Genomic DNA, 19563 nt, shown 5'->3' on the forward strand with positions numbered 1-19563 from the left:
GGTTGTCGGTGATGTCCAACAGACCGGAAATGAAGATGCGGTAGCAGGCAATGCCCTCGGCCGCGATCTCGTCACGGCTGCCGCCCAGTGGCAGGCGACGCGGCAGGAAGCCGCCCTTCGCACCCACCGGCACGATGACCGAGTTCTTCACTTGCTGGGCTTTTACCAGGCCCAGGACTTCGGTACGGAAGTCCTCTTCACGGTCGGACCAGCGCAGACCACCCCGAGCGACGTTGCCGAAGCGCAGGTGCACGCCTTCGACGCGCGGCGAGTAAACGAAGATTTCGAACTTCGGAACCGGCTTCGGCAACTCAGGAATCAAGTGCGGGTTGAACTTGAAGCTGAAGTACGACTTGTTATGGCCGTTGGCATCGGTCTGGTAGAAGTTGGTACGCAGGGTCGCTTTGATCAGATCAAGGTAGCGACGCAGGATACGGTCTTCGTTCAACACCTGGACGTCGTCCAGCGCGGCCAGAATGGCGTGTTCCAGACGTTGTTCGAGGTCGTCGCTGCTCAGCTTGCGCGCCAGGTAGAAACGGGTCTTGAACAACCGGGTCAGCTCGCGAGCGATGTCGGTGTGGTTGTTCAGGGTGCTGGCGATGTAACCCAGGTCGAAGCCCAGACGAATCTGCTTCATGTAGCGGGCGTAAGCACGCAGCAGTGCAACGTCACGCCATGGCAGGCCGGCGGTCAACACCAGGCGGTTGAACGCATCGTTTTCGGCATCGCCGCGCACGATGTGGACGAAGGCGTCCTGCAGCGTGTCATTGAGTTGCTGGATGTCGAGTTCCAGGCCTTCGGCAGCAGTGAACGCGAAATCGTGAATCCAGAACTCGCGGCCACTGTTGTGGCGCAGGCGATACGGGAATTCACCCAACACGCGCAGACCGAGGTTTTCCAGGATCGGCAGTACGTCAGACAGCGCCAGCGGGGTGTCGGCGTGATACAGCTTGCAATGCAGCATGCGCTGACCGGACACCTGGCCCAGCGGCTGATAGAAGCTCATCACCAACGGATTTTTTTCGTTGAGGCTCAGCAGATGCTGCATGTCGACCACAGCCGAATGCGCTGCGAAACGCTCGCGATAACCGGCCGGGAAGCCTTTCGGGAAGTCGGCCAGCACGTTGGTGCCGTGGGCTTCGCCGAAACTTTCGACGGTCAGTGCGGCGTAGTCGTCCTGCCAGCTGCGGCAGGCCTGAACCACTTCTTTTTCCAGCAGCAGCGGGTCGATATCCAGGCGGTTTTTCGGATCAACACGCAGGATCAACTGCACGCGGGCCAGCACGGACTCGGAGAAGAAGGTCCAGAACTCGCAGTCCGAAGCTTTCAGGCGATCCATCAGCACTTGCTGGATCTTCTGGCGCACTTCGGTGGAATAGATGTCACGCGGCACGTAGGCCAGGCAGTAGCAGAAACGGCCGTACGGGTCTTTGCGCAGGAACACGCGGATCTTGTTGCGTTCCTGGATCTGCACGATCGACATCACGGTGCTGAACAGCTCGTCGACCGGGGTCTGGAACAGGTCATCGCGCGGCAGCACTTCGAGCACCTGCGCCAATTCCTTGCCCAGGTGAGCCTTGGACTGGAAGCCCGAACGGTGTTCGATTTCCTCGACCTTGCGGCGGATGAACGGGATGACCCGCACGCTCTCGCCATACACCGACGAGGTGTACAGGCCCATGAAACGACATTCCTTGATGACCTTGCCATCGGCGTCGATTTCACGGATCGACACGTAATCGGGGTAAGCCGGACGGTGTACACGGCTTGGGTGTGCGGCCTTGGCGAACGACAGCAGGGTCGGTTCGCGCAGGTAGTTCACGGCGTAGTCTTCGATGCGCAGGTCATCGTAGGTCAGGCCGGCGCGCAGCAGTTTGGTCAGGCCGAGGAAGGAGTCCTTGTCGTAGACGATGTGGCCGCCATCGGCCTCGTCGTTGACCACAAATTCTTCGTAGCCGAGGAAGGTGAAGTGGTTGCCCACCAGCCATTCCAGGAAACTCTTGATTTCGTTCTTTTCGTCGGCATCGACGGCGAACTGGCTGTTGTCCAGTTTGGTCAGGATGTCCTGAACCTTGGCCTTCATCGGCTCAAAATCGCCCACTGCAACGCGGACTTCGCCGAGCACTTGCTCCAGCTCTTTGGTCAGCACATTGAGTTCGGCGGTATTGGCGCAACGGTCGATTTCCAGGTACATCAACGACTCTTGCAGGATGTCGTCGCCCTGGGTGCCTTTCGGCAGGATTTCCAGCAACTCGCCCTTGCTGCCACGACGCACGCTGAGCACGGTCGTTTGCAGGGTGTGGATGCTGTAACCGCGGCGGTTCAGCTCGGTGCGCACCGAGTCCACCAAAAATGGCAGGTCGTGGTGCAGCACTTCGACCGCAGTGTGGGTCGACTGCCAGCCGTGGCGTTCGTAATCGGGGTTGTAGACGCGCACTTGGGGTTGCGCGTGATCGAAGCGCTCAAGCAGGCGCCACGCAGAAAGAGTACAGCCAGCGAGGTCGGACAACCGACGTTGAGTCAACTCGTCCAGGGAAATGATGCCGAAGAATTGTTCAGCGAACAGCGCCACTTGTGGCAGTGCCTGTTCACTGATGTGCTGCGCCAGTGCCGCTTGCAGTTGGTGCTGGAAGTCGGCTTTGCTGGCTGCGGTGAAGAACGCCATCTGTGGTACTCCGCTTGGGCTTGTTATTGATGGAAGCGTCGCGTGCAAAACCCCTGTTCGGGGCTACCCGTCACCCCGCTCCTGATTCTCGGGCAGAGGAAACAGGGTGACAGGTGGGTGAAGCTGGACGGGACACTCGGGTCACATTCACCTTCCGTGAATGGGCATCTGCAAAAACGACTGGGCTGCGAACAGCGCAATGCCTTTACGGGTGCTCATCCGTTGCGCAGCTTAACCAGAGCGGCAAGGCCCGTGCTTGCGGTGCTGCGACATATTCGGTCAACGGTACGCAGCTCAAGGCGTACGCTTGGAACAACACTAGCATTCGCACAGGAAAATGACGGTTTTCTGTGCGGTTTTACGGGACGTACGTACTAGAAATGACCGGTAACACACTGACTGTCCGTTAGCGGGACATTGACGCTCAACGAGCAGAAATGTGTGCGGGCTGGCAGAATTGCCCTTTGTTGCGTTTACCACGCTCGTCGAGCCAGGAATTTCCCATGAAAATGAAAACCGCCCTCTTGATCGTCAACCCTTGCGACGACGAAGAAGACAACATGGCCATGGTCTGCTGCCACAGCGCCCAGGGCGAGATGTTCCTGATGAGCCGCTACCCGGATGAAGACGAGCTGGAGATCACCCTCGATGGCGAGCCTTCGACCCTCGATGGCGTCAAAGTGACCCTTAGCCCTACGCTGCTGAAGATCGAAATCGCGGCGGCGGATGCCGATGCGCTGAATGGGGATGATGTGCTGGAGATCACCTTTGATGCTGACATGGTGGATCTGGCTGAAGTGGAAGAAACCTTGCAGAACATTCTGAAAGGGACTGGAACGTATATCAGCCAGCTGGCCTGACAGACCGCTTTCGCTGGCAAGCCAGCTCCTACAGTCGATTTGCATCGCATTAGACCCGTAGGAACAGGCTTGCCAACAAAGGTGCCAGCGAGATCCCTTCATCACTCCCCCTAAAAAGTCGGATGTCCGTAAGTACGGACTACATTCCGCTTCCTTCCCAGTACAAAACTAAACACGCCATCCCATTGAATCAAAAACAAAAAAAACGATACAACAACACAATCAGAAAATTGACGACTTTCATCCTACATCCCGCCAAGAGCGGGCCTACATCGGCTTAGGAAGTGATGAACTGTCCGCACCACAAACTCACTGCTATTAATTAATCACTTCCGAAAAAAAGCCGTAACAGAACAATTTCAAGTCGACGCACTTTATGACGACACACAAGAAGCCAAAGACAGAAAAACACTAAACTTTCTAGCGAATTCAAAAATATTACGATGCCTTATCGACCTGAACCCCGTAAAAAACCTGAGACTTCCACTGCTGGACCTCCCTCTCAGAGCTTACGTAGCAAGTGTTCCTTCGCAACTAGACGCGCTGAGACAAAATCTATTGGCGACCAACAGGACCATTTACCACAGAGTCGTCACTCAATACGCTGATGACGGCATTGTCTGCCAGGCTTATATTCCTGGCCTTGAACGCTTCAACATCATAAGAAATGGGAGCCTGGTCGCCCCACAACGAATCCTACGCCAACCTCGAAACCCACTTGTTTTTCAGGCAACCCATGCAGACAATTATTAGAACAACCTGCAAAAAATACACTGCATTGCTGATCTCAACATGCACCACTATATTCGCACTAAAAATAATGTCGCTAGCCCCACCATTACTATTGGGTAAAATTGTCGACACCCTGAACAGCAGCAATCCGTCCACACTCAACACACTCTTATTGTTAACAGCAGGCTTCACACTGGCCGGATGTATTCAGGCAATCATTCACCCACTGCAAATTTTCTTCCTGTCCAAGTTGGTACAGCAGGCCGTAATGAATGCATCCATCGAGTGGATTGCCCAACTTATGCGCAAAGAATTCCTTCAATTCAGTTCTTGGCGTATTGGTTACTTTATAAAGTCAGTTGAGCGTGGGATAACGGCAAATGAGCAACTGCTGACATTTTTTGTGACCGTTGGCCTTCCTCTGTGCGTGGAGTTTCTGATTGTCGCCAGTGCTTTTGTCTACATGGGTGGCACCGGAATTTTTCTGGCAATGACCTCTCTTGGCATTGTCTATCTCTTCGTGGCTCACCAGATCATCAGGTGGCGCCGAAAGCACATCGATGCAGTCAATGAACAAGAGGATGAGCTGAGCGGCGTCTTGTTCAACACCATCAACATTGGCAAGTCTATAAAACTGGAACGCGCAGAGCACACCGCAACAAAGCCTCTGAACCGGGCCTTCGTCCAATACGCCGAAGCCGCGGTTATCGCGGCAAGCTCTGGCGGTTTCCTGAACGGAGCGAAAGTCCTGTTTGTAAGTCTCTCTACGGGAGGGCTCCTCAGTTGGGGGGTTCTCGGTCAGCTTTCAAGCGAACCTGGTATCAGCGTTGGGCAACTGGTTGCCATTTTTTCCATTGCTGGAAGCTTTTTGCTGAACATCACTGCGTTGACGGAGGGTTATCGGGTACTTGATCAGTTTCTGGCGGATCAACGACGCATGCAGCAGCTTTTGGCACTGCCAAACTTTGACGATAGTAATCGCCAGACCGACATCCAATCCCGACGCGTCTCGAAGCTGGTCCTTGAGCCTTGTGTGGTGGGCGACGCCGACACAACCCGACTCTCAATTGAGAGCAGCGTTACTTTCTCTCAAGGCCAGTCAGTAGCCATTACCGGGCCCAGCGGTGCGGGTAAATCCACATTGCTTGAGACGCTGGCCGGGTTAAATGCTTCAGTGAGGAATCACTTGAGCATTGATGACATACCGATCTCCCGCTTAAGCGCCGAGGCCCATTTGAACTCGCTGAGGTATTGCCCTCAATTACCGCAGTTTCTGGAGGGTCAATTCGATATCTCCGTATTGTTCGGAATGCCTCCCTCCCCCCATCTGAGCGATGCAATACAACGGCTTGACCTTGAAGATATCGTTTCCCATCGCAACATCAGCGAAAACGCATCCAACATATCGGGTGGAGAGGGCAAACGATTGTCATTGCTGCGCGTGATCAACAGGCCAGGGCGGTTCAATTTGTTCGATGAACCCAGTGCATCGATCGAGCCGAAGCTCGCTACGCCAGTGTGGGATTTGTTGTTTGAAACATTTGCCGCGCATGGACTGATTTGTGTAACCCATGATGTCCGGCATCTGCATCGCTTTGATCGAGTCATCGTCATGCAGGAGGGCGCCATTGTTGACGACGGTCCGTGGTGTGAATTGGTCAAACGCAAAGCCGTAAAACTGCTGCTGAGCGACCTTCAAACAGAGGAGCATTACCTGCATGGCTGATCCCTTTTCCCTGCGAAGGGCGCGAACAGGTTCAAATCCCTGCAAATTGCACAAAATGCCGTTAGTCGCCGCCCCCCGCGATGGATTAAAGTAACGCCCCCAGCCTTGGCGTATTTCGAACGCCTCGGCCACCCTTTTCCAGGAACAGTCATCGATGGAACATCGTGAGGCGCTGCTAGCGCTGCGAACCTTTCTTTCAACGCAGATTCTCGGCCAGGAAAAACTCATCGAGCGCTTGCTCATCGCCCTGCTTGCCGACGGCCACATGCTGGTCGAGGGTGCCCCTGGCCTGGCCAAGACCAAGGCCATCAAAGAACTCGCTGAAGGCATCGAAGCCCAGTTCCATCGCATCCAGTTCACTCCGGACCTGTTGCCGGCCGACATCACCGGCACGGAAATCTATCGTCCGGAAACCGGCAGCTTCGTGTTCCAGCAAGGCCCGATTTTCCACAACCTGGTGTTGGCGGACGAAATCAACCGTGCTCCGGCCAAGGTTCAGTCGGCATTGCTCGAAGCCATGGCCGAGCGTCAGGTCAGTGTCGGGCGCAGCACGTATGAGTTGTCACCGCTGTTTCTGGTGATGGCCACGCAGAACCCGATCGAGCAGGAAGGCACCTATCCGCTGCCCGAAGCCCAACTCGACCGTTTCCTGATGCACGTCAAAATCGGTTTCCCCGATGCCACCGTCGAACGCCGCATCCTGCAGCAGGCCCGGGGCGAAGCCCTGAACGGCGAAACCAAACCCGAGCGCCGGGTCAGTCAGCAGGCAATCTTCGCCGCACGCAAGGAAATCCTCGGTTTGTACATGGCCGACGCCGTGGAGGAATACCTGGTGCAACTGGTCATGGCCACGCGCACCCCGGCCAAGTTCGACCCGGAAATGGCCGAGTGGATCGCCTACGGCGCCAGCCCTCGCGGCTCCATTGCCCTGGACCGCTGCGCCCGCGCCCATGCCTGGCTGGCCGGTCGTGACTTCGTCAGCCCCGAAGACATTCAGGCCGTGCTGTTCGACGTACTGCGCCACCGCATCATTCTTTCCTTTGAAGCCGAAGCCGCCGGCATCGATCAGGACCGGGTGGTCCAGCGGATTCTCGACGTCGTAGCCGTCGCTTGACCCCGATGAATGCGATCCTGCCGCCCGAACCGGGCATCCGCGTCAGCCTCGCCGAGCTGATCGAGATGCGCCATCGCGTGCGTGAAGTGCAGTTGTTCTCCACACCGAGCCAGCGCAGCCCGCTGATTGGCCTGCACCACTCCAAGTTGCGCGGACGCGGTGTGGACTTCGATCAGGTGCGGGTCTATCAGGCCGGCGACGATGTGCGCACCATCGACTGGCGCGTGACTGCCCGGACGCAGGAGCCACATACCAAGCTGTTCCATGAGGAGCGCGAGCGGCCGATTTTCATCATGGTCGAACAAAGCCGCCGACTGTTTTTCGGCTCGGGGCTGATGTTCAAATCCGTGCTCGCCGCTCAAGCTGCGAGCCTGATCGGCTGGGCCGCGCTGGGTCATAACGACCGGGTCGGCGGGCTGGTGTTCGGCGACAACGAGCACTACGAGATCAAGCCCCGACGCAGCAAACAAAGCCTGCTGCAACTGCTCAACCGGCTCGTGCGGGTCAACCAGTCACTGCACACCGAAAGTGAGCCGGACCGCGATGCCTTTGGCATTGCCCTGCGCCGCGCCCGAGAGGTTTCGCGCCCGGGCAGTCTGGTGATCGTGATCTGCGACGAACGTGCCCTTTCAGACAGTGCCGAACAACAATTGAGCCTGTTGTCGCGACATTGCGACCTGTTGCTACTGCCGCTGTCCGATCCGCTGGATCATGCCCTCCCCGCCGCCGGACTTTTGCGCTTCGCCGAGCGCGGCGCGCAACTGGAACTCGACACCCTCAATTTCGAACTGCGCCAGACGTATCGCGCCCAGGCCGAAGTGCGTATCGCCCGCTGGGAACTGCTGGCGCAGAAATTGCGCGTATTGATGATGCCTTTGAGCACCCAAAGCGAAATGGTCGAGCAACTGCGCGAGTACCTGAACCCACAGAATGCGGGGAAAGGACGATGAGCGGACTCGATCAACTGCAACCGCTGATTCTCCCGCCTCCGATCGGTTTCTGGCCGCCGGCGCCGGGCTGGTGGTTGCTGCTGTTATTGCTGCCACTGATAGGTTTCGGTGTGTGGAAGCTGCCGAGTTTTTTTCCGAAAAAGCAGCCTGTGGTACGCGCCGAACAGCCACTGGACCCAGTGCGTCTCGCCGCGCTGGCGGAACTGGCGCTGATGCCGAAACCCTACGATGGCGCGCCCGCCGGTGCCTGGCTGCAACAACTGAACGGCTTGCTCAAGCGTTTGTGCCGCAACCATTACCCCTACAGCCAAAGCCACACGCTCAACGGACGTAAATGGCTGGCATTCCTCGATAACCGCTGCCCTGCGGCGGGACTGACGCGCTGGATGGTGCTGGTGGAAGGCGCCTACAAACCCGAATGCAAACTCGACGACAAGGCCATCGCCGGCCTGACCCAAGCCGTCGACACGTGGATTCGCAAGCATGTTTGAATTCGCCTGGCCGTGGATGTTCGCCCTGTTGCCGTTGCCTTGGCTGATGCGCCTGGTGTTGCCGGTGGCCGACAGCGGCGAACCCGCACTCAAGGTCAGTTTCCTCAGCGACCTCGAAGGCCTCGCCGGGCGCCGTGCCCGGGCCAATCTGCCAGCGTGGCGGCAACAGGCACCGTTCATGCTGATCTGGTTGTTTCTGTTGGTGGCCGCGGCGCGCCCGCAATGGCTCGGCGAGCCACTACCCATTGCCGCCAGTGGCCGTGATTTGCTGGTGGCGGTGGACGTCTCCGGCTCGATGGACTTCCCGGACATGAAGTGGCAGGACGAAGAAGTCAGCCGGCTTGAGCTGGTTCAGCACTTGCTCGGCGACTTCCTTGAAAACCGTGAGGGCGATCGCGTCGGTCTGATTCTGTTCGGCAGTCAGGCTTACGTGCAGGCACCGCTGACGTTCGATCGACGCACTGTTCGCGTGTGGCTCGATGAAGCGCGCATCGGCATCGCTGGCAAAAATACCGCCATCGGCGACGCCATCGGTCTAGCCCTTAAACGCCTGCGCCAACGCCCGGCGCAAAGCCGTGTGCTGATTCTCGTCACTGACGGCGCCAACAATGGCGGCGAAATCGACCCGCTCACCGCTGCGCGACTGGCCGCCAAAGAAGGTGTAAAAATCTACCCGATCGGCATCGGTGCCGATCCGGAACAAAGCGGTACCGTCGGTTTTCTCGGCGTCAATCCGAGCCTGGACCTGGACGAACCGGCCCTTCAGGCCATCGCTGCGGCCACCGGCGGCCAGTATTTCCGTGCCCACGATGCCAAGGAGTTGCAGGCGATCAAGGACACCCTCGACCAGCTGGAACCGGTGACTCAGCAACCGACCCAGGCCCGCCCGGCCCAGGCGTTGTATCACTGGCCGCTGACCCTGGCACTGTGGTTGAGCCTGTTGCTGGTGGGCCGTACGCTCTGGCCGGACAATCCGCTGCAACGCCTGATGACCAAACAAATGTTCGCTCAAACGCAACTGTTGCCTGACTGGCGCGAACGACTCAAACGCCTGCGTCTTCGGAGGCGAAGATGAGTGCGTTGTGGCCGTTCTGGTTCCGACCCTGGTGGTTGCTGTTGTTGCCGCTGCTTGGCTGGCTGCTGTGGCAACTCTGGCACCGCAAGAAGCGCGCCGGGCGCTGGCAAATGATTCTGCCGCCTGCCTTTCATGCCGCGCTGCTCAGTGGCGGCGACGGCCGCGACAGCAAGTTGCCATGGATCGCCCTGGGTCTGGCGTGGATGTTGACCGTACTTGCCCTGTTGGGGCCGGGCTGGACTCGCGTCGAACAGACCAGCCAGAAACCCGCCGACCCACTGGTGGTAATTCTTGAACTGACGCCGGAAATGCTCGCCACCGACGTGACGCCGAATCGACTGGAACAGGCCCGACGCAAACTGCTCGACCTGTTGCAGGCCCGCAGCGACGCCCAGACCGCGATCGTCGTCTACGCCGGCAGTGCGCACACGCTGGTGCCGCTGTCGGATGACCTGTCCACCAGCCGCAACCTGCTCGATGCGCTCAAGCCATCACTGATGCCCGAGGCCGGCCATCGCGCCGACCTGGCCGTGGACAAGGCCCTGAACCTGCTGCAACAGGGCGCCCTCGGTGACGGTCGGATCCTGTTGATTGGCTCGTCACTGACGGAACAGGAGCGCCAGGGCATTCGCCGGGCAATGCGCGGTCAATCGACAGAGTTTTTGATGCTTGGCATCGGCACCGCCGAAGGGTCGCCGATCACTCAGGAGGACGGCAGCTTCCTCAAGGACGAACAGGGCGCGATCCTGGTGTCACGTCTGGACGAGCCGGGCTTGAAGTCCTTTGTCAACGACCTGGATGGACGCTATCGCCACGCGCGCCTGAGTGATAGCGACTTGCGCGCCCTCGGCCTGCTCGACGGTCCGCGCACCCTGCGAAACGATGGCCAGACGTTGCGCCTCGACACTTGGGCGGATCAGGGTTACTGGCTGCTGCTTCCGCTGTTGCTGCTCGCGGCATGCGCGGGTCGCCGTGGCTGGCTGTTCTGCCTGCCGCTGCTGTTCGCGTTGCCGCAACCCGTCTATGCATTCGATTTCGAAGACCTGTGGCTGCGCCCCGATCAGCAAGGCCTGCATTTGCTCAAGAAAAAACAGCCGGCTGAAGCTGCGCAGCATTTCGAAGACCATCAATGGCAAGGCGTGGCACTCTATGAAGCCGGTGATTACGCCGCAGCCGCCGAACGCTTCGCCGAAGGCGATGACGCCCACGCCCACTACAATCGGGGTAACGCCCTCGCAAGAAGCGGTGAGCTGGAGGCTGCGCTCGACGCTTATGAACAGGCACTGGAACGGCAACCGGATTTGCGCCCGGCCCTGACCAACAAGGCGTTGGTAGAAAGTCTGCTCAAGCTGAAAATCGATCCGACGGCCCCTGAACCGGAGAAAACCCCGAGCACCCAGCCCGATATCGATCCGCCCCCTGCACCACCAAGCGCCGCCATCGAGCCATCGAACAGCGACGAAGCCAGTGCCGAGGGCAAACCAGCCGAGCCGGGCGACGAGCCACCGCCCACCGCACCGCCAAAACCCGGTTCCAATGAAGTCCCGGGCAGCGAACTGGGTGATGAGCAACACACCACGCCGCCCTTGCGTCCCGTCACCGACAGCCTTGAAGGTGAGCAGCGCCAGGCACTGGAGCAATGGCTACGGCAGATCCCGGATGACCCCGGTGAATTGCTCAGGCGCAAATTCTGGTACGAACAGCAACAACATCAGGATCAGGAAAATACTCGATGACCCGCTTCACCGCTTTATTGCTCGCCCTGCTGATTTGGGCAGTACAGGCCCAGGCTGGGGAGCTGGTTGCCAGTGTGGATCGCAGTCGCCTGAGTTCAGGCGAAACAGTCGAACTGACCCTGGAATCCACCGATGTCACACAGTTCGGCAAACCTGACCTGATACCACTGGAACCGCTGTTCGACGTGCGCGGCACTCGCCAGGTCAACCAGTTGAATACCCTCAATGGTGACAATCGGGCCACCACGCGATGGATCATCACCCTGCTGCCCCGCCAAAATGGCAGCGTGGTCATTCCCTCACTGCAACTGGGCGACCTCCAGAGCCAGCCGATCACCCTGCAAGTGATCGAGAGCGAAACACCCGATAACCCGAACAAACGCGCGCCGGTGTTCATTGACGCCAGCCTCGATCAAAGCAGCGTCTACGTGCAGGCTCAGGCCATATTGACCCTGCGCGTCTACCATTCGGTGTCTCTGTACGACGACAGTAGCCTGCCGCCTCTGCAAATTCCCGACGCGCGCATCGAATCACTGGGTGACCCGCGCACCTACGAAAAAGACATCGACGGCCTGCGCCACGGGGTGATCGAAAAGCGCTATGCAATCTACCCGCAACACAGCGGTGAGCTGATTATTCCGGCCCAGAACTTCAGTGCCGCGCTCGTTGCCGCACAGGCGCAACACGACTCTGGCGCTCAGGATCCGAGGTCCGGCAAACTGATGCGCGTCAGTTCCACTGAGTTGCTGCTGACCGTCAAGGCCAAACCCGCGACCTATCCGGCCGACGCCCCTTGGCTGCCTGCGCGCAGCCTGTCCCTGAGCGAAAGCTGGAATCCGGAACCGGATCGCGCACAGGTCGGCGACTCGCTGACCCGCAGCCTGATCGTGAAAGCCGATGGATTGGCCAGCACGCAATTGCCGCCCTTGCCCGGCACAGAGGTCGCCGGGCTGCGCCGCTACCCCGATCAGCCGGTGCTCGGCAACCAGAACACCGAACGGGGTCTGGTCGGCAGTCGGGAAGACCGTGAAGCCCTGGTGCCGACCCGTACCGGCGCCGTTGACCTGCCCGGCGTCGACGTGGTGTGGTGGAACACCTTTGAAGATCATCTGGAACACAGCAGCCTGCCCGCCCGCACGCTGCTTGTGGCGGTCAATCCGAGCCTTGTAGTCGATACACCGGCCAGCACCTCACCCGTCGAATCCAGTGCCGACAGCGGAACACTCTGGCGCTGGAAACTCAGTACGCTGATCCTCGCCTGCACCACCCTGCTCGGCTTCGGTCTCTGGTGGCGCGGTCGCTGGAAACCGGCGCTCCTGCGCACGGCCCAAACCGGCCCGAGCCCGCGCACCGTGCTCGACGACCTCAAGCGCGCCTGCCAGGCCAACGACTCCCACGCCACCCGCCAGGCCCTCGATGCCTGGGCCCGGCAACAGCCGGAAACCCTGGCCGACATGGCCGCCCGCTTCGTCCCCCTGTCCGACGCCCTAGACGGCCTGAACGGCGCGCTCTACAGCGAAACCGGCCAGCACTGGCAAGGCGAAGAGCTGTGGCGTGCGATCAAGGCGATCCCGATTGCCGAGCGGGTTCAGGATCCGGTGGGTGACAGTGGGTTGCCGCCGCTTTATCCGAAATAGCCCCCATCCTGATGGCAATGAATTTTGGCTGGGATCAGATGTTTTTCCGTGGCGAGGGAGCTTGCTCCCGCTCGGCTGCGCAGCAGTCGTCATTCGGCTTGCACAATATTCATCAAAGGTCTCAAGGGGGCAGCTTCGCCGCCCAGCGGGAGCAAGCTCCCTCGCCACAGGCATAAGGTTCCAAAACATCCACCGAGCGACAGGACTTTTTTGCCAGTAAACTCTCTCCCCTTTCGCCGCCTTCATTTTCCACGCGGCCATCACCTATTTTGTAGCGGAGTCCGCCTTGCGCTTGTTTCACACCTCCGACTGGCATCTCGGGCAGAACCTGCACGGCCAGGATCGCGATTTCGAACACGGCTGTTTCCTCGACTGGCTGCTGCGTCAATTGAAGCTGGACCAGCCTGATGCGCTGCTGATTGCCGGCGATATCTTCGACACGGTCAACCCGCCGGTCAAAGCCCAGGAGCGTCTCTACGACTTCATCGTCAGCGCCCACGAACAACAGCCGTTACTGACCATCGTGATGATTGCCGGCAACCACGATTCCGGCTCGCGCATCGAACTGCCCGCGCCGTTGATGCGCCGTTTGCGTACCCATGCGTTGGGTCGGGTGTTGTGGCTCGATGACGGTCAATTGGACGCCGAGCGCCTGTTGCTGCCCTTGCCCGATGCCAGTGGTGAAATCACCGGCTGGTGCCTGGCGTTGCCGTTTCTGCGGCCCGCCGAAGTCACCGGCGCGCATCTGGGCGACAATTATTTGCGCGGCATCGGCCAGGTGCATGAATGGCTGATCGAAGCGGCAAATGCCAAACGCCAGAAGGGTCAGGCACTGATCGCCATCAGCCACGCGCACATGGCCGGCGGCTCGGTATCGGAAGACTCCGAGCGCAGCCTGATCATCGGCAACGCCGAGGCCCTGCCCGCCAGCCTGTTCGGGCCGAGTATCAGCTACGTTGCCCTCGGTCACTTGCACAAGCCGCAGAAGGTCAATGGCGAGGAGCGCATTCGCTACTGCGGTTCGCCGATTCCGTTGTCGTTTTCCGAGATCGGTTATCAGCATCAGATTCTTCACGTCACGCTCGACGGCGAAACCCTGGTCAGCGTCGAGCCGAAACTGATTCCCCGCGCAGTCAATTTGCAGCGCATCGGCCCGGCACCGCTGGCGGACATCCTCCTGCAACTGGCGGACCTGCCGAACATCGACCTGCTGGCCGATCTCCAGCGTCAACCGTGGCTCGAAGTACGGGTGCATCTTGACGAGCCGCAGCCGGACTTGCGCCACCAAGTGGAAACCGCCCTGCAAGGCAAAGCCGTGCGCCTGGTGCGCATCGCCGCCGAGTACGCCGGCAACGGCAGCCGTGACGGTGCAGACGATGGCAACGCGTTGATCGAACTGGACCAGCTCACGCCCCAGGAACTGTTCAGCCGTGCCTGGCAAGACAATTACGGCAGCGAGGTCGACGAACAGACCCTCAAGGACTTTGCCGAGCTGTTGCAGGACGTACAAATGGAGAGCGAACAGCCATGAAAATTCTCGCGATCCGCCTGAAAAACCTCGCCTCGCTGGCCGGGCCGTTTGAAATCGATTTCACTGCCGAACCCTTGGCCAGTGCCGGACTGTTCGCCATCACCGGCCCGACCGGCGCCGGCAAAAGTACCCTGCTCGATGCCTTGTGCCTGGCGTTGTTCGGTGCCGTACCCCGCCTGAACAACACCGGTCGTGACGCCAAGGTGCCGGACGCCGATGGCGAAATCGGCACCGGTGATCCGCGCACCCTGCTGCGACGCGGTACCGGCGAAGGTTATGCCGAAGTGGATTTCGTCGGTATCGACGGCCGCCGCTATCGGGCGCGCTGGGAAGCCAACCGCGCCCGCGACAAAGCCGCCGGCAAACTGCAAGCCAGCCGCCAAAGCTTGCGTGACATCGATCAGGATCAACTGCTCGCCAGCCAGAAAGGCGAGTACAAGACCCAGCTCGAAGCCGCACTGGGCCTGAACTTCGAACAGTTCACTCGCGCCGTGCTGCTGGCGCAAAGCGAATTCAGCGCCTTCCTCAAGGCCGATGACAACGACCGCAGCGAGCTGCTGGAAAAACTCACCGACACCGCGCTGTACACCCGTCTCGGTCGCCGGGCTTTCGACAAGACCAAAGAAGCCCGCGAGGCCCACAAACTGCTGCAGGATAAGGCCAGCGGTGTCACACCGCTTTCGCCCGAAGCCCGTGCCGAACTGGACCAGCGTTTCGGTGAGGCACAGCAACAACTCAAGACCCAGCAGGCACAGCTCAAGCAACTCGAGCTGCAACACACCTGGCTCAAGGACCTGCGCCAATTGCAGGACCAGCAACGGGCCGCCACCGAACAATTGCAGTCAGCCCAACAGCATTGGGACAGTCTGGCCGGCGAACGCTTGAAGCTGACCCGCCTGGAACAACTGGCGCCGCAACGCCACCAGTTCGCGCGCCAGACCGAACTCACTGCCCAGCTCACGCCTCTGGCAGCGCAGATTCAGCAGCACACGGCGCAGCAAGAGCAATCGCAGGCGCGCCAGGCCCAGCTCGAAGCCAGCCAGATTGCCGCTCAATCCGCCCTGACCGAAGCGCAAAGCCAACACAGCGCCAACGCACCACTGCTGCGCCAGGCCTTCGACGAGCAAAACACCCTCGCCCGCCTGGTCAAAGACACCCGCCTGAGTGCGGACCTCAAGCAGCAAGCCGAATTGGCCTGCACGCAGGGACAAACCACGATTCAAGGCCTGCTCGAACAGCAGAAGTTGGTTGCCGAGCGCTTGCAACGGATCGGCACCGAGCTTGAGCAAAGCGCTCATCTGGCACCGTTGAGCGATGCCTGGAACGCTTACCGGGATCGCCTGCAACAGTTGATGCTGGTGGGCAACCGCCTGAACAAAGGCCAGGCCGAACTGGCCGCGCTGGAACTCAGCGCCACCCGCGCCGCCGAAGAACTGGCCGCGCAAAAGCAACATTTGGAAGTGCTCTACAAAGAGGCCGGCGCCGAGCCCGAAGCGGTAGCCGAACAGATCCAGATTCTTGGCAGCCTGTTGCAGGACAACCGCAAGCAATTGCGCGCCTTCGAAGAACTGACACGGCTGTGGGCCAGCCAGCAGGAACTGGACCAGCGCAGCGGCGAATTGCAACAACGTCAACTGACGGCGCAGCAAGACCGTGAACGCCTGACCCAGGACGGCGTGCAGGCCAAGCATGAACTGGCGGTCGCCGAACAGACCTTGAGCGTCACCCGCGAGTTACTTGAACGTCAGCGTCTGGCCCGCAGCGCCAGCGTTGAAGAGTTGCGCACCCAGCTGCAAGACGATCAACCGTGCCCGGTCTGCGGCAGCGCCGAGCATCCGTATCATCAGCCCGAAGCGCTGCTGCAAAGCCTCGGTCGCTTTGATGAAAATGAACAGGCCACTGCGCAGAAAGCCGTGGACCTGCTCAAGGAGAAGCTCACCGACCTGCGTGCGGAAGTCGGCGGCGTGATCGCCCGACAAAAAGAACTGCTGCAACAACAGGAACAACTGGCGATTCAGCAGCAGAGCCTGGCGCCGAGTCTGGAAGCACATCCGCTGTCGGGGCAGTTGCTGGGCCAGGACGCCGCCAAACGCGATGCCTGGCTGGCGCGACAAAACAGCCAGTTGAACCAGAGCATCGCCGACGACGAACAACGCCAGAGCGCCCTGCTCACCCTGCAACAGGATGCTGCACGGTTGGCTCTGCAACTGCGCAACGCTGAAACGGCCAGTCAGCAAGCGACCCAGCATCTGCTCAACCAGCAACGCGAATTGACCAGCGATCGCCAGCGTCTGGACGAAGAACTGACCGCGTTCAGCACCCTGCTCCCCGCCGACACCCTGCAAGCGCTGCGCGACGAACCTGCCGCAACGTTCATGCAGCTCGACCGGCAGATCGCCCAGCGCCTGGAACAGCTTGATCAACAGCGCGAAGAGCTCGACGAACAGCAACAGCGCCAGCAGACACTGGAAAAGGAGCAGGACCGCCAGCTCACCCGGACTCAGCAACTGGACGCAACCAGCCAACAGTTCACCGCGCTCAACGAACAGCAACACGCCATCCAGCAGAAGCTCTTGCAACTGCTCGGTCAGCACACCACAGCTGAACAATGGCAGCAGCAACTCGATCAGGCTGTCGCTCTGGCACGCTCGGCGGAATCCGCCGCCGCCCAGGAACTGCAAACGGTTCGTACGTCACTGGTGCAACTGGCCGCGGAACTCAAGGCCCAGCAAGAACGCCTGCTGGCACTGGAAACCGAAAATCGAGCCTTGAGCGGCAAGATCGCCGACTGGCGAGCCTTGCACCCGGAGCTCGACGACGGCGGTCTCGATGAACTGCTGAGTATCGACGACCAGCAGGTCAGTGACTTGCGTCATCGCTTGCAGCAAAGCGAAAAAGCCATCGAGCAAGCCAAAGTCCTGCTTCAGGAACGCGATAAGCGCCTGGCGGAGCATCAGGCACAGCACAACGGCAACCTCGACGCCGAGCAACTCGCCACCGCACTGACGGACTTGCAGCACCTGTTCGGAACCAGCGAACAGCGTTGCGCCGAATTGCGCGCAGAGCAGGCCGAAGACCAGCGCCGGCAAAACGCCAATCAGGCCCTGGCGCAGCAAATCGCCGATGCCTACAGCGAGTACCAGCGCTGGGCACGTCTCAATGCATTGATCGGCTCGGCCACCGGCGACACCTTTCGCAAGATCGCCCAGGCTTACAATCTCGACTTGCTGGTGCACCACGCCAACGTGCAATTGCGCCAACTGGTGCGCCGCTATCGCCTCAAGCGCGGCGGCAGCATGTTGGGCCTGCTGGTGATGGACACCGAAATGGGCGACGAACTGCGCTCGGTGCACTCGTTATCAGGAGGCGAAACGTTCCTGGTGTCGCTGGCACTGGCGCTCGGGCTCGCGTCGATGGCGTCGAGCACCTTGAAGATCGAATCGTTGTTCATCGACGAAGGTTTCGGCAGCCTCGATCCGGAATCCCTGCAACTGGCCATGGACGCCCTCGACGGCTTGCAGGCGCAGGGGCGCAAGGTCGCGGTGATTTCCCACGTACAGGAAATGCATGAACGGATTCCAGTGCAGATTCAGGTCCGCCGCCAGGGCAACGGCCTGAGCACCGTGGAGGTGAAATGAACACGCTGTATTCCTTCCGCCGTTGCCCGTACGCGATGCGGGCGCGCATGGCCCTGCGCTACTCGGGCGTGGCCGTGGACATTGTCGAAGTCAGCCTGAAGGCCAAGCCCGCCGAAATGCTCGCGCTGTCGGGCAAAGGCACGGTGCCGGTGCTCAGCGCCGATGGCCGGGTGATCGACGAAAGCCTCGACATCATGCGCTGGGCCCTGGCACAGAACGATCCGCAGGACTGGTTGCTCAAGGATGATCCTGGCGCAGCGGTGCAAATCGCCCCTTTGATCGAACAGAACGATCAGGTGTTCAAGGTGCACTTGAATCGCTACAAGTACGCCGAGCGTTATCCCGAGCAGCCGATGGAGGTTTATCGCGGCGAGGGCGAGGTGTTTTTGCAAAGGCTGGATGAATTGCTGGAGGGACGTGATTATTTGCTGGCCAGCCATCCAAGCCTGGCCGATGTGGCGTTGATGCCGTTCGTGCGCCAGTTCGCCCACGTCGACCGTGACTGGTTCGCGCAGACGCCGTATCGGCGCTTGCAGGACTGGTTGCAGCGGTTTCTGGACTCGGAGTTATTTACCGGCGTAATGCGCAAGTAAACAATGTGGTTCTGTAGCTCTGTGGCTCTGTGGCTCTGTGGCGAGGGAGCTTGCTCCCGCTCGGCTGCGTAGCAGCCGCAAATTGGCTAACTGGGTATACCTGAAAAAAACAGGGTCGCTTCGCAACCCAACGGGAGCAAGCTCCCTCGCCACAAAAAACCCCAGCCCGTTGAACTGTTTCAGCCTTCGATAAAACTCATCAAGCGTTCGCGGGCCGCTTCCGGTTCACCGGAAACAGTCTCCACGGAGGAAAGAATGGGGGCTGAATAGAGAAACAGGAAAACCAATGCCACACGCATCGCCATGTTGTCGATCCTTGCTCAAGGGGAAGTCGAAAAACCGGCGTCAAATTTAAGCGTATGGCCTTGTGATATCAAGCGCTACATTGATGGCCAACTGACACTGTCGTAAACGCGCTATGCAGGAGCGACATCACTCTGATGGTTTTCGACATTTCAGTCGTCGATCATCCAGTGAGTTCGCTCCTGCATAACAGGTGCAGGGCTGAAATTTCAGGCGTGAGTCTTGTGATCCAGCGCGGCGTAGAAATTGGCGCTTTGTTGCAGGTATTTCTGGGTGTAGCTCTGGGTGTGGTTTTTTTTGTCGCTGATTTCAACGTTGGCGCTGGCTGGCAGCGCAACGGTGGCAGAAATGGCGGAAGCGGCGATGACGGAGAAGAGGTTGAAGTTCATGGCGGTATTCCTCGGATTCAGTTGGCTTGTTTGCCCGGTGGGGCCGTGAAGCAAACTTAACCGTGGAGGATGGGAGCCTTGAAATGCTTTGTAGCAGTACCACATATCAGCGCAATTGATAAA

Annotated in this window: 14 protein-coding genes; 11 read left to right on the top strand and 3 right to left on the bottom strand. The window is 59.6% G+C overall.

Annotated elements, in window-relative coordinates; genetic code table 11:
- Positions 1-2665, bottom strand: a 2665-nt coding sequence (locus CKW15_RS00005) for an NAD-glutamate dehydrogenase domain-containing protein (protein WP_143498303.1), incomplete at its 3' end; no start/stop codon positions are given.
- A 503-nt stretch (positions 2666-3168) separates the two neighbouring features.
- Here CKW15_RS00005 and CKW15_RS00010 point away from each other — a divergent pair.
- From CKW15_RS00010 to CKW15_RS00060, 11 genes are all read left to right on the top strand, one after another.
- Entirely contained in the window at positions 3169-3525 is a 357-nt protein-coding gene (locus CKW15_RS00010; RefSeq protein WP_095059872.1) for a hypothetical protein, read from the top strand.
- A gap of 736 nt (positions 3526-4261) precedes the next feature.
- Positions 4262-5983: an ATP-binding cassette domain-containing protein gene (locus tag CKW15_RS00015; protein ID WP_095059936.1), complete on the top strand. Its 1722-nt coding sequence runs from the start codon at positions 4262-4264 to the stop codon at positions 5981-5983.
- Positions 5984-6137: 154 nt separating this feature from the next.
- Entirely contained in the window at positions 6138-7097 is a 960-nt protein-coding gene (locus CKW15_RS00020; RefSeq protein ID WP_053158878.1) for a MoxR family ATPase, read from the top strand.
- A 5-nt stretch (positions 7098-7102) separates the two neighbouring features.
- On the top strand, positions 7103-8047 hold the full coding sequence (locus CKW15_RS00025) for a DUF58 domain-containing protein (protein ID WP_095059873.1): 945 nt from the start codon (positions 7103-7105) through the stop codon (positions 8045-8047).
- Complete coding sequence (locus CKW15_RS00030; protein ID WP_095151214.1) at positions 8044-8538, top strand: DUF4381 domain-containing protein; 495 nt, start codon at positions 8044-8046, stop codon at positions 8536-8538. The genes CKW15_RS00025 and CKW15_RS00030 overlap by 4 nt, the downstream gene beginning before the upstream one ends.
- Positions 8531-9613: a VWA domain-containing protein gene (locus CKW15_RS00035; protein WP_095151215.1), complete on the top strand. Its 1083-nt coding sequence runs from the start codon at positions 8531-8533 to the stop codon at positions 9611-9613. Before CKW15_RS00030 ends, CKW15_RS00035 begins: the two co-directional genes overlap by 8 nt.
- Positions 9610-11349 (top strand): VWA domain-containing protein, encoded by a 1740-nt coding sequence (locus CKW15_RS00040; RefSeq protein ID WP_095059876.1) that lies wholly within the window; start codon positions 9610-9612, stop codon positions 11347-11349. The genes CKW15_RS00035 and CKW15_RS00040 overlap by 4 nt, the downstream gene beginning before the upstream one ends.
- Positions 11346-12986, top strand: coding sequence for a BatD family protein (locus tag CKW15_RS00045; protein ID WP_095059877.1), 1641 nt, complete (start codon positions 11346-11348; stop codon positions 12984-12986). Before CKW15_RS00040 ends, CKW15_RS00045 begins: the two co-directional genes overlap by 4 nt.
- A gap of 286 nt (positions 12987-13272) precedes the next feature.
- On the top strand, positions 13273-14517 hold the full coding sequence (locus tag CKW15_RS00050; RefSeq protein WP_095059937.1) for an exonuclease SbcCD subunit D C-terminal domain-containing protein: 1245 nt from the start codon (positions 13273-13275) through the stop codon (positions 14515-14517).
- A complete protein-coding gene (locus tag CKW15_RS00055) occupies positions 14514-18155 on the top strand; it encodes an AAA family ATPase (RefSeq protein ID WP_095059878.1) in 3642 nt (1213 codons plus the stop codon). The genes CKW15_RS00050 and CKW15_RS00055 overlap by 4 nt, the downstream gene beginning before the upstream one ends.
- Positions 18152-18748, top strand: coding sequence for a glutathione S-transferase (locus CKW15_RS00060; RefSeq protein ID WP_095151216.1), 597 nt, complete (start codon positions 18152-18154; stop codon positions 18746-18748). Before CKW15_RS00055 ends, CKW15_RS00060 begins: the two co-directional genes overlap by 4 nt.
- A gap of 179 nt (positions 18749-18927) precedes the next feature.
- On the opposite strand, the gene CKW15_RS28595 is transcribed toward CKW15_RS00060, so the two are convergent.
- Positions 18928-19053: a hypothetical protein gene (locus tag CKW15_RS28595; protein WP_256580366.1), complete on the bottom strand. Its 126-nt coding sequence runs from the start codon at positions 19051-19053 to the stop codon at positions 18928-18930.
- 207 nt (positions 19054-19260) lie between these two features.
- Complete coding sequence (locus CKW15_RS00065; RefSeq protein WP_095059880.1) at positions 19261-19440, bottom strand: hypothetical protein; 180 nt, start codon at positions 19438-19440, stop codon at positions 19261-19263.
- Positions 19441-19563: the final 123 nt, after the last annotated feature.

The organism is Pseudomonas sp. Irchel s3b5 (assembly GCF_900187435.1).
Lineage (GTDB): Bacteria > Pseudomonadota > Gammaproteobacteria > Pseudomonadales > Pseudomonadaceae > Aquipseudomonas.

Coding starts and splice junctions, on each gene's coding strand:
- CKW15_RS00055 (WP_095059878.1), top strand. CDS start 14,514: ATGAAAATTCTCGCGATCCGCCTGAAAAACCTCGCCTCGCTGGCCGGG.
- CKW15_RS00015 (WP_095059936.1), top strand. CDS start 4,262: ATGCAGACAATTATTAGAACAACCTGCAAAAAATACACTGCATTGCTG.
- CKW15_RS00065 (WP_095059880.1), bottom strand. CDS start 19,440: ATGAACTTCAACCTCTTCTCCGTCATCGCCGCTTCCGCCATTTCTGCC.
- CKW15_RS00030 (WP_095151214.1), top strand. CDS start 8,044: ATGAGCGGACTCGATCAACTGCAACCGCTGATTCTCCCGCCTCCGATC.
- CKW15_RS00035 (WP_095151215.1), top strand. CDS start 8,531: ATGTTTGAATTCGCCTGGCCGTGGATGTTCGCCCTGTTGCCGTTGCCT.
- CKW15_RS00025 (WP_095059873.1), top strand. CDS start 7,103: ATGAATGCGATCCTGCCGCCCGAACCGGGCATCCGCGTCAGCCTCGCC.
- CKW15_RS00010 (WP_095059872.1), top strand. CDS start 3,169: ATGAAAATGAAAACCGCCCTCTTGATCGTCAACCCTTGCGACGACGAA.
- CKW15_RS00020 (WP_053158878.1), top strand. CDS start 6,138: ATGGAACATCGTGAGGCGCTGCTAGCGCTGCGAACCTTTCTTTCAACG.
- CKW15_RS00040 (WP_095059876.1), top strand. CDS start 9,610: ATGAGTGCGTTGTGGCCGTTCTGGTTCCGACCCTGGTGGTTGCTGTTG.
- CKW15_RS28595 (WP_256580366.1), bottom strand. CDS start 19,053: ATGGCGATGCGTGTGGCATTGGTTTTCCTGTTTCTCTATTCAGCCCCC.
- CKW15_RS00060 (WP_095151216.1), top strand. CDS start 18,152: ATGAACACGCTGTATTCCTTCCGCCGTTGCCCGTACGCGATGCGGGCG.
- CKW15_RS00045 (WP_095059877.1), top strand. CDS start 11,346: ATGACCCGCTTCACCGCTTTATTGCTCGCCCTGCTGATTTGGGCAGTA.